Annotated in this window: 9 protein-coding genes; all 9 read right to left on the bottom strand. The window is 78.6% G+C overall.

What is annotated here, in order from left to right; genetic code table 11:
• Positions 1 to 412: 412 nt before the first annotated feature.
• Entirely contained in the window at positions 413 to 649 is a 237-nt protein-coding gene (locus LG943_RS26110; protein ID WP_179765687.1) for a hypothetical protein, read from the bottom strand.
• 77 nt (positions 650 to 726) lie between these two features.
• Positions 727 to 1,140: an aspartate 1-decarboxylase gene (gene panD / locus LG943_RS26105; protein ID WP_270075034.1), complete on the bottom strand. Its 414-nt coding sequence runs from the start codon at positions 1,138 to 1,140 to the stop codon at positions 727 to 729.
• A 308-nt stretch (positions 1,141 to 1,448) separates the two neighbouring features.
• A complete protein-coding gene (locus LG943_RS26100) occupies positions 1,449 to 2,264 on the bottom strand; it encodes a siderophore-interacting protein (protein ID WP_270075033.1) in 816 nt (271 codons plus the stop codon).
• 100 nt (positions 2,265 to 2,364) lie between these two features.
• Positions 2,365 to 3,726 carry an enterobactin transporter EntS gene (gene entS, locus LG943_RS26095; RefSeq protein ID WP_270075032.1) on the bottom strand — a complete coding sequence of 454 codons (1,362 nt, stop codon included), beginning with the start codon at positions 3,724 to 3,726 and terminating at the stop codon, positions 2,365 to 2,367.
• A gap of 63 nt (positions 3,727 to 3,789) precedes the next feature.
• On the bottom strand, positions 3,790 to 4,050 hold the full coding sequence (locus LG943_RS26090) for an MbtH family protein (RefSeq protein WP_270075031.1): 261 nt from the start codon (positions 4,048 to 4,050) through the stop codon (positions 3,790 to 3,792).
• A 34-nt stretch (positions 4,051 to 4,084) separates the two neighbouring features.
• Positions 4,085 to 5,362: an enterobactin transporter EntS gene (entS, locus tag LG943_RS26085; protein ID WP_270075030.1), complete on the bottom strand. Its 1,278-nt coding sequence runs from the start codon at positions 5,360 to 5,362 to the stop codon at positions 4,085 to 4,087.
• 111 nt (positions 5,363 to 5,473) lie between these two features.
• Positions 5,474 to 6,091: a GNAT family N-acetyltransferase gene (locus LG943_RS26080; RefSeq protein ID WP_270075029.1), complete on the bottom strand. Its 618-nt coding sequence runs from the start codon at positions 6,089 to 6,091 to the stop codon at positions 5,474 to 5,476.
• A 140-nt stretch (positions 6,092 to 6,231) separates the two neighbouring features.
• On the bottom strand, positions 6,232 to 13,587 hold the full coding sequence (locus tag LG943_RS26075) for a non-ribosomal peptide synthetase (protein ID WP_270075028.1): 7,356 nt from the start codon (positions 13,585 to 13,587) through the stop codon (positions 6,232 to 6,234).
• The coding region (locus tag LG943_RS26070) for a condensation domain-containing protein (protein ID WP_270075027.1) at positions 13,584 to 15,996 on the bottom strand (2,413 nt) is incomplete at its 5' end. The genes LG943_RS26075 and LG943_RS26070, both read right to left, overlap by 4 nt.

Below are 15,996 nucleotides of genomic sequence, written 5' to 3'. Positions count from 1 at the left end.
GCAGCCGCGCCGCCGCCCGCAGCCGGCGCCGGCCCGCGCCGCGCCCGCCGGGGCCGGCCGGGCCGCCGGGCGTCGCGGGGGGCGCGGGGGGCGGTGCGGTGGGCGGCAGGGGCCGCGAGGTGAGTCCGGCGGCGGGGGCCGCGTCGGTCAGGCCGTCCTCGGGGGTGGGGGTCATCGGCTCCGGCCCCTCCTTTCCGCACCCGCGCGTGCGCACGGTAGTTATTCGGGCACACCGCGCGTCGGATGCCCCGCGTGCGCACGATAGCGACCTGCGGCACGGGGGACACGCAGGTCAGCGGGTGTTTCGGGGATCAGCGGGGCGGCGCGGGGCGCGGAGGGGGGCGGCGCCGGCGGGCGCGCGGCGCGCGGGCCGGGCGCGGCGGCGCGCCCTCAGCGCCGACGGGCGCGGCGCTCAGCCGCGCCCGTAGCGCCAGCGCAGGAACCCGAACTCGCGCTCGACGCGGCGCATCTCGGCGTAGAGGGCGTCGGGGTCGGGCGCGGAGACGACGGCGCCGCCCTGGGGTACCGGCCAGCGCGCGAACGCCCAGTAGCGGCGGGTGTAGGACCCCCACAGGACCAGCCACATGCCCTGCTTCTGCCACTCGATGTGCGCCGCGACCTCACGCCGGTCATCGTCTTCACCGTCCATCGCGTTGCTGGCATACCCGGCCCGTCACCCGCCGATCGGGCCGGATGTGGACACGCCGCAAATATGGACAGCGCCGTTCAGTTAAGGGCGGCACCGGAAACCAGGCCGGAGCCGGGGACGGGTTCGGCGGGGTCGGAGCCCAGGGCCAGGATGCGGTTGGCGGAGTCGACGTGCACCACGCGGGGGGTGTGGTGGGGGCGCTCGGACTCCTCCAGTTCCACGTAGGACATGATGATGACCAGGTCGCCGGGGTTGACCAGGTGGGCCGCCGCGCCGTTGATGCCGATGACGCCGCTGCCGCGCTCGCCGGCGATGGTGTAGGTGACCAGGCGGTTGCCGTTGTCGATGTCGACGACGTGCACCTGCTCGCCCTCGACGATGTCGGCCGCCTCCAGCAGGTCGGCGTCGATGGTGATGGAGCCGACGTAGTGCAGGTCGGCCTGGGTCACGGTGGCGCGGTGGATCTTGCCGTGGAAAAGAGTGCGACGCATCTGCTGCGACCTCGTCTTCCGTGCTGAGTTGGGGTTACAGGCCCTGTGGGGTCCCGTGCACGCTCAGGGTGGTGGAGGCGGCGCCGCGGCGCGCCCGGCGGCTGCCGCCACCGGGCCAACGCCCGGGGCCGGCGCCGCATTCCGGGCGTTCCGAGCGTAGCCCGCGGCGCGGCGGCCGGGTACGGGCGGGGTGGGAGCGACGCGTCACACGGCCCTCGGCGCGCCGCCCCGAACAGCCCGGGGCCGAGCCGGGTCGGGTCGCCCGACCTGGCCGCCCGCCCTGCCGCCGGTCCGCGCACGCGCGGGGGTCAGTCCTCCTCGTCGGCGTGGTGGTCGTGGTTGCTGGTGCCGCGCCGCCAGTAGCCGTCGACGTCGAATCCGGTGCGGCGCTCGAACCCGCGCTCGCGCAGGTGGCGGCGGATGGGCTTGAGCGTGGTGGCCTCGCCCGCGCACCAGGCGAAGCCGCGGCCCTCGGGGAGTTCGGCGCCGCGGATGGCCCGCTCCAGCAGGTCGGTGGTGCCCGGCGCGGCGCCGCCGCGGTGCAGCCAGGTGAGCGCGGTGTCGTCGGGGGCCTCCAGCTTCAGCTCCTCGCCCGCGTCGGCGACCTCCAGGAACGCCAGGACGGTGGCGGTGCGCGGCAGCTCCTCCAGCCAGCGGGCGGCGGCCGGCAGCGCGGTCTCGTCGGCGCCGATGAGGAAGTAGTCGAAGTCGACGGCCATGTGGTGGGTGCCGCGCGGACCCAGGACGCCGATGCGGTCGCCGGGGCGGGCGCGCACGGCCCAGCGCCCGCCGGGGCCGTGGTCGTGGGCCACCATGTCGATCGTCAGCTCGCCGGCGCGGGGGTCGTAGCGGCGCACGGTGTAGTCGCGGAAGACCAGGCGGGGGTCGCTGAAGTCGGCGCGGCCCTCGGCGGTGAGTCGGGGCATGCGCAGCTCGCCGGTGGCCTCGTCGGGGAAGAACAGCTTGACGTGGTCGGTGAAGTTGTCGGTGCGGAAGCCGTCGAGGTCGGGGCCGCCGAGCACGACGCGGACCAGGCCCGGGGTCAGGCGCTCGGCCGCGGTGACCGCGAGGACGCGGGGGCGCAGGGGGTAGAACTCCACGCGGGGGTCGCGGGAAACGGCCATCAAGCATCAGCTCCTGGTGGTGGGTCCGGGCGCGGTGGCGCGGGCGGGCGCGCCGCGCGCGACCCCACCCGCCGTGATCTTTAGCTTAGGCTAAGCTAACTCACTGGTCGGCGCCAGTCGCGCGCCCGCCGCCCCGCGCATGCGGCTCCCCTACCGTGCCGCCGGCCGCGTGGGCGGGCGCCGGTGCGGCCTCCTCCGGGGCGTCGCGGCACGTGGCCCGGCGCAGCCCCGGGCAGGCCGCCGCCAGCGCCGCCACCAGCGCCACCGTCACCGCGCCCCCGGCGGCGACGGCCGCGCCGGGGCCCACCAGGGGCGCCAGCGCGCCCAGGGCCAGGGCGCCCAGCGCGCCGCCGGCCGTGTTCTGCGCGCTCCAGACGCTGGTGACCCGGCCGCGCAGGGCGTCGGGCGTGTGCGCCTGGAGCAGCGCGAAGCGCAGGATCTCCTCGACGATCTCGGCGAACCCCAGCAGGGCCAGCGCCCCCACCGCCCACACCAGGCCCCCGGAGGCGCCGAAGGCGGCCGAGGCCAGGCCGCAGCCCGCCACGGCGGCCAGCAGCGCGCCGCCGCCCGCCCGCGTGCCGCGCGTCCACCCGCTGGTCAGCGAGGCGCACACGGCGCCGAAGGCCGAGGCGGAGTAGAGCAGCCCGGCGGTGGCCTCGCCGCCGTGCAGCACGCGGTCGGTGAACTCCGGGATCAGCACATAGGGCGTGGCGAACAGCAGTTGCACGAACCCCAGGGCCAGCAGCGGACCCACCACGCGGTGGCGCGCCGCGAACCCCAGCCCCTGGGCGGCGGCCGCGACCGGGCCGGGCCGGGCGGCGCCCTCGCGCGCGGCGGGCGGGTCCAGCTTGGGCAGCCGGCAGACCAGGGCGGTGGTGAGCGCGCTGACGGCGGCGGTGAGGCCGAAGACGGTGGGAAACCCCCACAGCGCGATGACCGCGCCGCCCAGCGCGGGCGCGGCGATCGCGCCGAACTGGCCGGTGAGGGCCAGCAGCGCGCCGGCGGCGGGCAGCCGGTCGCGGGGCAGCAGGCCGGGCACTGCCGCCTGGAGGGCGACGGTGCTGAAGGTGCCGACGCAGCCGTTGAGCCCCGCGCACAGGCAGATCAGCGCGAACTGGGCGGTGCCGGCGCCGGGGTCGGCGGCGGCCCACGCGGCGTTGAGGGCCAGCCCGGTGAAGGCGAGCGCGGCCGCCGCCCGGCCGGCGACGATGAGCGCGCGCCGGGAGGTGCGGTCGGCCAGCACCCCGCCGACCAGGGTGCCGCCGAACACCGAGGCGCCGTTGACGGCGCTGACCACCGCGACCAGCACGGAGGACCCGGTGGCGGCGTAGACCTGCATGGGCAGCGCCACCAGGGCGAAGCCCAGCCCGAACACCGAGACCAGCCGCGCGGTGAACACGAGGCGGAACTCCCGGCTGAGGCGCAGCGGGGACAGGTCCAGGGCGGTGTCGCGCAGCCTCACCGCGCCGCCCCGGGGGCGGGCGGCGCGGCGCGGCGGGCGGGGGTGCGCACGGCGGTCCCGGTCTCAGGCCGGGCCGGCGGAGCGGCCGTGCCCGGCGGGCTCGGCGGGCTCGGCGGGCTCGTGCATGGCCTCGCGCAGGCTGCGCGGGCGCAGGTCGGTCCAGTTGGCCTCGACATACTCCAGGGCCGCCGCGCGGTCGACGGGGCCCAGCACCTGGCGCCAGCCCTCGGGCACGGCGGCGAACTCCGGCCACAGGGAGTGCTGGTCCTCGTCGTTGACCAGGACCAGGAAGCGGCCGTCGGCGTCGTCGAAGGGGTTGCTCATCCGATTCTCCTCCATAGATTAGGCGAGGCTTACCTTAACAATCGGGGTCGGTGGCGGGAAGGCCGGGCGCGGCCTCCCCCGCCCGGCGCAGGCCCGGGGCGGTCAGCGCCACGGCCGCGGCGGCCAGCGCACCGGCCGTCCCGGCCGCCACCAGCGCGGCGGCGGTGCCCAGCGCCGCCGCCAGTGCGCCCATCAGCGTGGCGCCCAGCGAGCCGCCCACCGTGGCCTGGGCCAGCCACGCGCTGGTGACCCGGCCGCGCAGCGCGTCGGGGGTGTGCGACTGGATCAGCGCGTAGCGCAGGATCTCCTCGACCGCCTGGCAGCAGCCCAGCAATGCCAGCGCGGCCAGGGCCAGGGCGGCGGCGCGGCCCAGCCCGGCGGCGGCCGTGCAGATCCCGCCCAGCGCCACCGCCGCGGGCACCACCGCGCCGCCGCGCCGCACCCGGCCGGTCCACCCGCTGGCCAGGGACGCCAGCAGGGCGCCGGCGGCCGGCGCGGTGTAGAGCAAGCCGGCCACGGCGGCGTCGGCCTGAAGCACCCGGTCGGTGAACTCCGGTATCAGCACGGCGGGCATGGTGAACAGGACCTGCACGAAGCCCAGGAGCAGCAGCGGGCGCACCACGGGGTGGCGGGCGACGAACGCCAGCCCCTCGGCCAGGGCGCGCGGGGCCGAGGCGGGCCCGGCGCCGGGGTCGGTGGCCACCGGCGGCACGAACCACGCGGCGGCGGTGGCGGCGGCGGTGATGCCGCAGGTGACGAGGTAGCCGGCGCCCACGCCGCCCAGGGAGACCAGCGCGCCGCCCAGGGCGGGGGCGGTGACGGCGCCGAGCTGGGCGGTGAGGGCCAGCAGCGCGCCGGCGGCGGCCAGCCGCCCGGGGGCGACGAGGGCGGGCACCAGGGTCTGCTGGGCGATCAGGCCCATGGTGCCGATGACGCCGTTGACGGTGGCGCACACGTAGACCACGCCCAGCTCCGGCCCGCCGGGCAGGTAGGTGTTGACGGCGAACAGCGCCACCACCAGCGTCTCCACGGCCAGGCTGACCACCACCAGGCGCCGCCGGTCCAGCCGGTCGGCCAGCACCCCGCCCACCAGCGTGCCGCCGAAGCTGGCCAGGCCGTTGACGACGGTCACGCTGGCGACCAGCACCGAGGACCCGGTCATGGCGTAGACCTGGAGCGGCAGCGCCACCAGCCGGAACCCGCCGCCGAACAGGGAGATCAGGCGGACCGCGAACACGATCCGAAAACCCCGTCCCTCGCGCAGGGGGCCGAGGTCGATGACGAGCCCTGCCAGCCCCGGCCGTGCGCCCACGCGGGCTCCTTCCCTGTCAGTCAACACGTGGTCGGTGGCGGCCGCCCCCGGCGGGCGCCCGGGGCAGGGGGCCGCGCGGGCGGGTGCGCGGGCCGGGGCGGGCACCGCCCATCACTCCTTTCGGGTGCGCACGAGCAGGGCGGCGCGCTTGTGCGGCAGGTCGACCTCGGCGACGAACCGCAGGCCCGCGCCCTCGGCGGCGCGGCGGGCGGCGGTGTTGGCGGCGTCGGGCTCCATGACCACGCGCCGGCAGCGGGGGTCGGCGGCGAAGACGGCGGTGGCGAGTGCGTCCAGGACGCGCCGCCCCAGCCCGGTGCCCGTGCGCTCGGCGGCGCCGATGGCGATGTGCACGCCGACGTCGTGGGGGTCGGCGGCATAGTGCGCGGCCACGACGTCGCGCGCCGCCCGGTACAGCTCGACGTAGGCCACGTCGGTGCCCTCGTGGCTGACGATGTGGGGCCGGGAGAACGTCCCGGCGCGCTGGGCCGCCAGCTCCTCGGCCCAGCGCCGCCGGCTCCACGCCTGGTCGTAGAAGGCGGCGACGTGGGGCCGGTTCATCCAGGCGTGCACCAGGTCGAGGTCGGCGCCGTGGTCGCCGGCCGGCCGCGCCGCGAACGGCGGCGCGGGCCGCACCCGGGGCGGCGGCCCGGCGGCCAGGACCCGCGCGGCGACGGTGATCTCGCGCGGCGAGCGCCGCGCTGCTGCCTGGGCGGGGTCGGACGGGGACACGGGCGGCACCTCCGGTGGTGGGGGCGGGGTCGGGGACGACGGGGGACGCGGGGCCGGGCTCGCCGGGGCTCTCGCGGTGGCCGGCGGGCGGGCGCGGGGGGCGGGGCGCGGCGGCGCGGCGCGGCGGCCGCGCGGTGCGCTCACCGCGCGCTCCCCGGCGCGGGGTCCGGTGCGGCGTCCAGTAGGCCGGCCAGGACCGCGCCGATGGCCGCCGCGCCCTCGGGGCCCAGCAGGTCGTCGTGGGCGGCGGGCACCTCGTGGCGCTGGAGGCGGCCGGTGAGGTGGCCGCGCCACAGCTCCTCGGCGTCGCCGGGGGCGTCCTTGGCGGCGAAGAACACCGCGTCGCCGGCGAACGTCAGGGGCTCGGCGGGGGCGCGGGCGGCCAGGCGCGCGGCGAGGCGGTGGTTGGCGCCCAGCAGGCGGGCGTCGCCGTGGTCGCGGCCGATCTCGGCGGCCACCTCCGGCGGCGCTGCGCCCTCGGCGCCCGCGCCCCCGGCCTCGGGGGCGGGGGCGGGGTCGGGCAGGGCGCCGGGCGGGTAGGCGTCCAGCAGCGCCAGCAGCTCCACCCGCTCCCCCTCCCGGGCCAGCAGCGCCGCCATCGCGTGGGCCACCGCCCCGCCGAAGGACCAGCCGGCCAGCCGGTAGGGGCCGTGCGGGCGCAGCCGCCGCACCCGCGCGACGTAGTGCGCGGCGAGGTCGGCGACCGACTCCGGCGGCGCGGCGCCGGGGCCGCCGGCGGCGGCCAGGTCGGGCGAGTCCAGGCCGTAGAGGGGGACGTCGGCTCCGATGTGGCGGCGCAGCCGCACGAACGGCCAGCTCAGGCCGCTCGCCGGGTGCACGCAGAACAGGGGCGGGGCCGCGCCGCCGGCGCGCAGCACCACCACGCCGGGCACGGCATGGGGACCCGGTGCGCCCAGTGCGCCCGGTGCCCGCCCGGCCCCCTCCTCGCCGTCCCGCTCCCGCGTCGCGCGACCGCGTGCCAGGTGGGCGGCCAGCGCCGCCGGGGTGGGGTTGGCGAACAGGTCGGCGATGGCCGTCCGCGCCCCGGTCTCGGCCTCGATCCGCGCGCGCAGCCGCACCAGCAGCATGGAGTGCCCGCCCCGGTCGAAGAAGTCGTCGTCGGCGCCGACCTCGCCGGCGCCCAGCACCTCGGCGAACACCTCGCACAGCAGCGCCTCGGCGGCGTCGCGCGGCGCGCGGCCGGGCGCGGGCGCCAGGGCGGCGGGGTCGGGCGCGGGCAGGGCGGTGCGGTCGAGCTTGCCGTGGGCGGTCAGCGGCAGCGCCGCGATGGGCACGTAGACCGCCGGCACCATGTAGTCGGGCAGCAGTTGGGCGAGGTGGCCGCGCAGGCCGGCGGTGTCGGGGGCGCCGGTGCCGGCGCGCGGCACCACGTAGGCCACCAGCCGCCGGTCGCCCGGCGCGGCCTCCCAGGTGTCGACCACGGCCTGGTCGACGTCGGGGTGGCGGCCCAGCGCCGCCGCGATCTCGCCGGGCTCGATGCGGAACCCGCGCACCTTGACCTGGTCGTCGGCGCGGCCCACGTAGTCGAGGCTGCCGTCAGGCATGCGCCGCACCAGGTCGCCGGTGCGGTACATGCGCGCGCCCGGCGCGCCGAAGGGGTCGGCGACGAACCGGTCGGCGGTGAGCCCGGGCCGGTTGAGGTAGCCGCGCGCCACGCCGGCCCCGCCCAGGTACAGCTCGCCCACCACGCCCGGCGCCGCCGGGCGCAGCCGCTCGTCCAGGACGTGGGCGGCGGTGTTGGCGGTGGGCCGCCCGATGAGGGGGCGCTCGCTGTCGCCCACGCGCGCCGACAGCGCGTCGACGGTGGTCTCGGTGGGGCCGTAGAGGTTGTGGGTGCGGGTGCCCTGGGCCTCCAGGTCGCGCAGCCGGCTCCACAGCGCCGCCGGCACCGCCTCCCCGCCCACGCCCAGCGTCAGCGGGGTGTGGGTGCCGGGCTCCCCGAGTCCGGCCCGCATCAACTGGAGCAGGTGGGAGGGGGTGACCTCGATGAAGTCGAGGAGGTCGGCGCGGATCCGCTCCACCAGCAGCGCGGGGTCGTGCATGGCGTCCTCGGTGACGATGTGCAGGGCGTGGCCGTCCAGCAGCCACAGTTGGGGCTGCCAGGCGGCGTCGAAGGAGAACGACCAGGCGTGGCCCACGCGCAGCCGGTCGCGCGCGGCGCGGCGCCGGGTGGGCCGGTAGAGGGTCTCGCGGTGGCTGTGGAACAGGTTGGCCACGCCCCGGTGGGTGGCCACCACGCCCTTGGGGCGGCCGGTGGAGCCGGAGGTGTAGATGACGTAGGCGGGGTGGTCGGGGCGCAGGGGCGCGGTGCGGTCGGCGTCGGTGGGGTCGGTGGCGGGCCGCCGCGCGGCGCCGGGCTCGCCGAGGGCGCCGGCGTCGCTCAGCACCAGCGCGGGCACCCCGGGCGCCGCGGCGGCGGCGCGGGGGCGCAGGCCGGCGGTGGTGAGCACGAGCGCGGGGGCGGCGTCGGCGAGCATGTGGGAGACGCGGTCGTCGGGGTAGGCGGGATCGATGGGCAGGTAGGCGGCGCCGGCCTTGAGCACGGCCAGCAGCGCGGTGAGGGTGCCGGCCGAGCGCGGCAGCAGCAGCGCCACCACGTCCTCGGGTCCGGCGCCGCGCGCGATCAGTTCGTGGGCCAGCCGGTTGGCGCGCCGGTCCAGTTCGGCGAAGCTCCACCGCTGCCCGTCGCAGACCAGGGCGGGGGCGTCGGGGTCGGCCGCCACGGCGGCGGCGAACAGGCCCGGCAGGGTGGGTGCGGGCGGCAGGGCCAGGCGGGGGCCGCGCGCCTGGCGGGCGGCCGCGGCCGACTCCTCGGGGGTGAGCAGGTCCAGCCGGCCGATGGGCGCGGCCGGGTCGGCGGCCGCGGCCGCCAGCAGCCGCTCCAGGCGCAGCGCGATGTTGCCGACGGTGGCGGCGTCGAACAGGTCCAGGGCGTAGTCGATGACGCAGCGCAGGGCGCCGCCGCCGGCTTCCCTTGCCTCGCCGGGGTCGCGGAACTCCAGGGCGAGGTCGAACTTGCCGCCGGGCGCGGTGACCGGTTCGCGGGCCACCCGGAGCCCGGCCATGTCCAGCCGGGGCCCGGCGCCGCGCTGGTAGGCCAGCATCACCTGGAAGAGGGGGTGGCGGCTCATCGACCGGGCCGGGTTGACCACCTCCACCAGCCGCTCGAAGGGGAGGGCGGAGTTCTCGTAGGCGGCGAGGTTGGCGTCGCGCACGCGGGCCAGCAACTCGGCGAAGGAGGGGTCGCCGGAGGTGTCGGTGCGCAGCACCAGGGTGTTGACGAAGAACCCCACCAGGTCCTCCAGCGCGGCGTCGTCGCGCCCGGCCACGGGGGTGCCGATGGGGATGTCGGTGCCGGCGCCCAGCCGGGTGAGCAGCGCGGCCAGGGCCGCCTGGAGCACCATGAACACGCTGGCGTCGTGGGCGCGGGCCAGGTCGCGCAGCCGCGCGCTCAGCTCGGCGGGCAGCTCCAGTTCCAGGGCGCCGCCGCGGCCGCTGGAGGCGGCGGGGCGGGGCCGGTCGGTGGGCAGCGGCAGCTCCTCGGGCAGGCCGCGCAGCGCCTGCGTCCAGTAGCGGGCCTGGGAGTGCACGGCGCTGTCGGGGTCGTCCTCGGCGCCCAGCACGGCGTGCTGGTGCAGGCCGTAGTCGGCGTACTGCACGGGCAGCGGCGCCCAGGCGGGCGCGCGACCGGCGGCGCGGGCGCTGTAGGCGGTGCCCAGGTCGCGCAGCAGCGGCCGGGCCGACCACCCGTCGCCGGCGATGTGGTGGACCAGGAGCAGCAGCACGTGCTCGGTTTCGGACAGCCGGAACAGGCGGGCGCGCAGCGGCGGCTCGGCCTCCAGGCGGAACCCGTGGCGCACGGCCTCGGCGAGCAGGCCGGGCAGCGCCGCCTCGTCGGCGGCGGTGGTCTCCAGGACGGGGCGGGCCTGCTCGGGGGGCAGGATGAGCTGGTAGGGCACGCCGTCGTCGTCGGGGTAGAGGGTGCGCAGGGTCTCGTGGCGGGCGGTGAGGTCGGCCAGGGCCGCGGTGAGGGCGGCGGTGTCCAGCGGGCCGCGCAGCCGCGCGCAGAAGGGGATGTTGTAGGTGGGGCGCGGCCCGTCCAGGCGGTAGAGGAACCACATGCGCCGCTGTGCGTGGGACAGCGGCGGCCGGTCGGGGCGCGCGGCCGGGCGCAAGCGCGGGCGGTCGCCGCCGGGGCGCAGCCGCTGCACCAGGGCGGCCACGGTGGGGGCGTCGAACACGGTGCGCAGGGCCACGTCGCGGCCCAGGACCGCGCGGATGCGGGTGACCAGGCGGGTGGCCAGCAGGGAGTGCCCGCCCAGGGCGAAGAAGTCGTCGTCGATGCCGACCTCGCCGACCTCCAGCACCTCGCCGAACAGCCCGCACAGCAGCTCCTCCACCTGGTCGCGCGCGGGGCGGCCGGCGGCGGGGGCGGTGAGGTCGGGCGCGGGCAGCGCGGCGCGGTCGGTCTTGCCGTTGGGCAGCACGGGCAGCGCCGCCAGGGGCACGACGGCGGCGGGCAGCATGGCCGAGGGCAGCGCGGCGGCGAGGTGGGCGCGCAGCGCCGCCGGGTCCAGGGCGCGGTCCCCGGCGGGCACGGCGTAGGCCACCAGGGCGGGCGCGGCGGCGGCGCCGGAGGCGGCGGGGTCACCGGCGTGGACGGCGGCGGCGCAGGCGGCGACGTCGGGGTGGGCGGCCAGGGCGGCCTCCACCTCGCCCAGTTCGATCCGCATGCCGCGGATCTTCACCTGGTCGTCGGCGCGGCCCAGGAACTCCAGTTCGCCGGCGCCGTTCCAGACCGCGCGGTCGCCGGTGCGGTACATGCGCGCGCCGGGCGGGCCGAAGGGGTCGGCGACGAACCGCGCGGCGGTCAGCCCGTGCCGGGCGTGGTAGCCGCGGGCCAGCCCGGCGCCGCCCAGGTACAGCTCGCCGGGCACCCCGGCGGGCACCGGGCGCAGCATCGCGTCCAGCACGTAGGCGCGCACGCCGGGGTCGGGGCGGCCGATGGGCACCCGCTCGCCGTGCAGGTCGGCGCGGCAGGCGCCCAGGGTGGCGTTGACGGTCGTCTCGGTGGGGCCGTAGCAGTTGAACATCGGGCGGCCGTCGGCGGCGAAGCGGCGCACCAGCGCGGCCGGGACCGCCTCTGTGCCCGCGAGCACGGTCATGCCGGGGGGCAGCGCGGCGTCGGCGGGCAGCGCCGACAGCAGCGCGGGAGGCAGCGCGGCGTGGGTGACGCCGCGTTCGCGCAGGTAGTCCAGCAGCGGCGGGCCGGGGACGCGCCGCTGGGGGGCGACCACCACGAGCCGGCCGCCGCACAGCACGCCCATGACGACCTCCCAGAAGGCGACGTCGAAGCTGGGCGAGCCGAGCTGGGCCACGCGGGAGGAGGCGCCCACGCCCAGGCGGTGGGCGGCGGTGGACACGAGCTTGGCGACGCCCTCGTGGCTGACCACCACGCCCTTGGGCCGGCCGGTGGAGCCGGAGGTGTAGATGAGGTAGGCGGCGGTGGCGGGGGTCAGCGGCGCGGGGCGCTCGGCGGCGGTGAGGGGGGCGGCGGGCCGGGCGCCGATGCGGGCGGCGGTGGCGGGCTCGGCGGGCACGAGCAGCGGTGCGCTCGTGCGCTCGGCGACGCGTGCGGCCAGGTCGGGGGTGGTGACCACGCAGACGGGGCGGGCGTCGGCGAGCATGTGGGCGATCCGGTCGTCGGGGTAGTCGGGGTCCAGCGCCAGGTAGGCCGACCCGGCGGCCAGGACGGCCAGCAGGGCGGTGATCTGGTCGGCCGAGCGGGGCGCGGCCACGGCGACGACCTTCTCGGGGCCGGCGCCGCGCGCCAGCAGCTCCCGGGCCAGCCGGTTGACGCGGGCGTGGACCTCGGCGGCGGTGAGGGCGCCGGCCTCGTCCTCGATGAGGACGGAGTGGGGGTCCGCCTCGACCCGCCGGTCCAGCAGGTCGGCGAAGACGGCCGGGGCCAGGGCCGCCGCGTCGGCGGCGGCCTCGGCTGCGGCCTCGGCGGCGGTCTCGTCGGCGGCCTGGGGGGTGGACGGGCCGGGTGCGGCGAGGGCGGCGGCGGCCGAGGCCGCCGGGACGCGGTGGGGCGGGGTCACCGCCAGGCGCGCCACCGGCCGGGCGGGGTCGGCGGCCATCGCCGCCAGCAGGGTGCGCAGCGACTCCGCCGCCGCGCGGGCGCGCTCGGCGGGCACGGCCTCGGGGCGGTAGGCCAGCGTCAGGCGCAGGCGCGGCTCGTGCGCCTGGGGCGGGGGCGGGACGACCGCCAGCGACAGCGGGTAGTGGGTGGCGTCGGCGGCGGCCAGGACGCGGGCGCGCAGGCCGGGCACGCCGGCGGTGGGGTCGGCGCCCTCCACCGGGTAGTTCTCCACCACCATCAGCGTGTCGAACAGTTCGCCGGCGCCGGCCGCGCGCTGGATCTCGGCCAGGCCCAGGTGGGTGTGGTCCAGCAGCCGCGCCTGCTCGTCGCGCAGCCGCCGCAGCAACTCGGCGGTGCTCTCGCCGGGGTGGGCGCGCACCCGCACCGGCACGGTGTTGATGAGCAGCCCCACCATGGCCTCGGCGCCGGGCAGGTCGGCGGGGCGGCCGGAGACTGCCGTGCCGAACACGACGTCGCGCCGGTCGGTCAGGTGGCCCAGCAGCAGCCCCCAGGCCGCCTGCATGACGGTGTTGAGCGTGGCGCCGCTGCCCCGGGCGAGGTCGCGCACCCGCGCGGTGAGGTCGGCCGCCAGTTCCACGGTCACCGTCTCGGGTTGGCCGTCCGAGCGCGCGGGCTCGCCGGCGGGCGCCCGGCCCTCGGCACCGCCCCCCTCAGCGGTGCGGGGCAGCGCCTCGGCGACGCGGCTGGGGCCCTCCAGCCCGTGCAGGGCGTCCCGCCACGCCGCGACCGCCGCACCCGTGTCGCGGCGCGCCAGCCACCCCAGGTAGTCGCGGAAGGGCGCGACGCGCGGCAGCGGGCGGGCGGGGTCATCGGCGTAGAGGGCGAACAGGTCGCGCACCAGCAGCGGCAGGGACCACCCGTCCAGCAGGATGTGGTGGTGGGTCAGCACCAGGACGTGCCGGTCGGCGGCCAGGCGCGCCAGCACGAAGCGCAGCAGCGGCGGGCGGGCGAGGTCGAAGCGGGCCGCGCGCTCGGTGGCGCGCAGGTGCTCCACCTCGGCGGCGCGCTCGGTCTGCGCCAGGCCGCTCAGGTCGGCTTCGCGCCAGTCGGCGGGGACCGCGCGGCCCACCAGCGCCGCCGGGCGGCCGTTGCGGCGCCGGCGGAACGCCGCCCGCAGGTTGGGGTGGCGGCGCAGCAGCGCGTCGGCGGCCGCGCGCAGCCGCCCGGCCTCCAGGCGCCCCTCCACCTCCAGGGCCACCTGGACGTTGTAGGCGTCGGCCCCCTCGGCGTCGATCTGGCTGTGGAAGAGCAGCCCTTCCTGGAGCGGCGTCAGCGGCAGGATGTCCTCCAGGCCGGATGCGTTGCTCACGTGAGCCTCCACTCTGCTTCGAATTCGTCGATCTCGGCCTGGTCGAGGTCCAGGAGGGCCATGTCGGAGGGGGTGTGCCCGCCCGCGTCGGGCGCGTGGGCGTGGGCGGCCAGCCCGCGCAACTGGGCGAACCAGCCCTCGGCCAGCGCGCGCACGTCCTCCTCGGTGAAGAGGCGCTCGGGCCAGGCCCAGGTCGCCCTCAGCACCGGCCCCTCGGCGCCGTCGCGGGTGACGGCGTTGACCTCCAGGGGGTGGCGCACCGGCGTCTCGGGGTCGATGCCGGCGGGCAGGTGGCCCGTCTCGGGGGCCACGGCCCACGCCGTCTCGTCGTGGGCGACCGCCAGGCGGCCCAGGTAGTTGAACAGCAGCGGCGGGGTCTCCTGCGCCAGGTCGGGCGCGGTGTGGGAGTTGAGGTGGCGCAGCAGCCCGTAGCCGATCCCGCCGTCACCGGGGTGCGCGCGCAACTGCTCCTTGACCCGCTTGAGCGCCGTCCCGGCCGCCGCACCGCCCCCGCGCGCCTGGGCCGGGTCGATCCCGGCGACGTCCAGGCGCGCCGGGTGGATGGTGGTGAACCAGCCGACCGTGCCCGACACGTCGGCGCCGGGGAACAGGTGCTGCTCGCGGCCGTGGCCCTCCCGGTCAAGGCGCAGCGGCGCGTCGGGGCGGGCGCCGGGCAGCGCCCGGGCCGCGCGCCACTCCACGGCGGCCAGCGCCAGCGCGCTGAGCAGCACGTCCTCCACCTGGGCGTGGAACGCCTCGGGCACCCGGGTGAGGACGGCGGCGGTGTCCTCGGCTCCCAGCGCCAGGGTGGTGCGGCGCAGGGTCTGGGCGGTGTCCCGGCGCGCGTCGAGGGTGCGCGGTGCGCCGCCCCGGCCGCCCAGCCCGGCCAGCGGGTCGGGGCCGTGGCCGGCGCCGATGCGCCGCCACTGCTCCAGTTCGGCGGTGCGCCGCTCATCGCGCGCCTCGGCGTGCAGGTGGCGCGCCCACCGGGCGAAGGAGGTCCGGGGCGCGGGCGGGGCCGGGGTGCGGCCGGCGGCGGCGCCGGCCCACGCGGCGGCCAGGTCGGCGCGCAGGACGTGCCAGGAGACGCCGTCCACCGCGAGGTGGTGGACCACCAGCAGCAGCCGGCCCGCCCGGCCGCTGCCCCGGTCCAGCCAGACGGCGCGCAGCATGCGGCCCTTGTGGGGGTCGAGCAGGTCCTGGGCGGCGCGCGCCTCCTCGGCGGCGGCGCGGCGCAGCCCTTCGGCGTCCAGCCCGGCGGCGTCGCGCCGGGTCAGCACCTCGGCGGCCGCCACCGCGCCGGGTTGGGCCGCGCTCAGCCGCCACGGGCCGGCGCCGTCCTCCTCCAGGCGCGAGCGCAGCATGGCGTGGCCGTCGAGGACGGCCTGGAGGGCGGCGCCGAGCCGGTCGAGCCCGGCGCCGGGCGGGGTGTGCCAGACCATGGCCTGGCTGAATCGGCGCAGCGGGCCGCCGCGCTCGCGCAGCCAGTGCATGACGGGGGTGAGCAAGATGTCGCCGGTGCCGGGGTCCGGGTCGGGGTCCTCGGCGGGGCGCGGGGGCGGTGCGGCGCCCGCCGCCTGGGCCAGCCGCTCGGGTGTCTGCTCGGTGAACACGTCGGCCGGGGTCAGCTCCAGCCCCGCGGCGCGGGCGCGGGCCACGAGCTGGATGGCGAGGATGCTGTCGCCGCCCAGCGCGAAGAACCCGTCCTCGGGGCCGACGCGCTCCAGGGCGAGCAGGTCGGCGAACAGCCCGCACAGGAGGGCTTCGGCGCCCTCGCGGGCGGGGCGGCCCGTCCCGGCGGCCGCGCCGAGGTCGGGGGCGGGCAGCGCGGCGCGGTCGAGCTTGCCGTTGGGCGACAGCGGGAACTTCGGCAGCACGACGACGGCGGCGGGCACCATGTGCTCGGGCAGGTGCCGGGACACCGAGCGGAGCAGTCCGGCGGGGTCGGGCTCGGGGACGCCGGGGGCCGGGGTGACGTAGCCGACGAGCTGGACGGCGCCGGGCGCGGTCGCGCGGGCGGCGACCACGGCGGCCGCGACGCCGGGCCGCTCGGCCAGCGCGTGCTCGATCTCGCCGGGTTCCACGCGCATGCCGCGCACCTTGACCTGGAAGTCGGAGCGGCCCACGAACACCAGCCGCCCGGCCCGGTCCCAGCGCACCAGGTCACCGGTGCGGTACATGCGCGAGCCGGGGGGGCCGAAGGGGTCGGCCACGAACCGCTCGGCGGTCAAGCCGGGGCGGCGGGCGTAGCCCCGCGCCACCTGGACGCCGGCCAGGTACAGCTCCCCGTCCACGCCCGGGGGGACCGGGCGCAGGCGCTGGTCCAGCACGTAGACCGAGGTGTTCCACACCGGGCGCCCGATCGGCACCCCGGGACCGGTGAACTCCTCGGTGCCCACGTCGAAGGAC

The sequence above is a fragment of the Streptomonospora mangrovi genome (assembly GCF_027604915.1).
Classification (GTDB): Bacteria; Actinomycetota; Actinomycetes; order Streptosporangiales; family Streptosporangiaceae; genus Streptomonospora; species Streptomonospora mangrovi.
The sequence above is the reverse complement of the archived record's forward strand: the minus strand, read 5'-3'. Positions and strand labels throughout refer to the sequence as shown.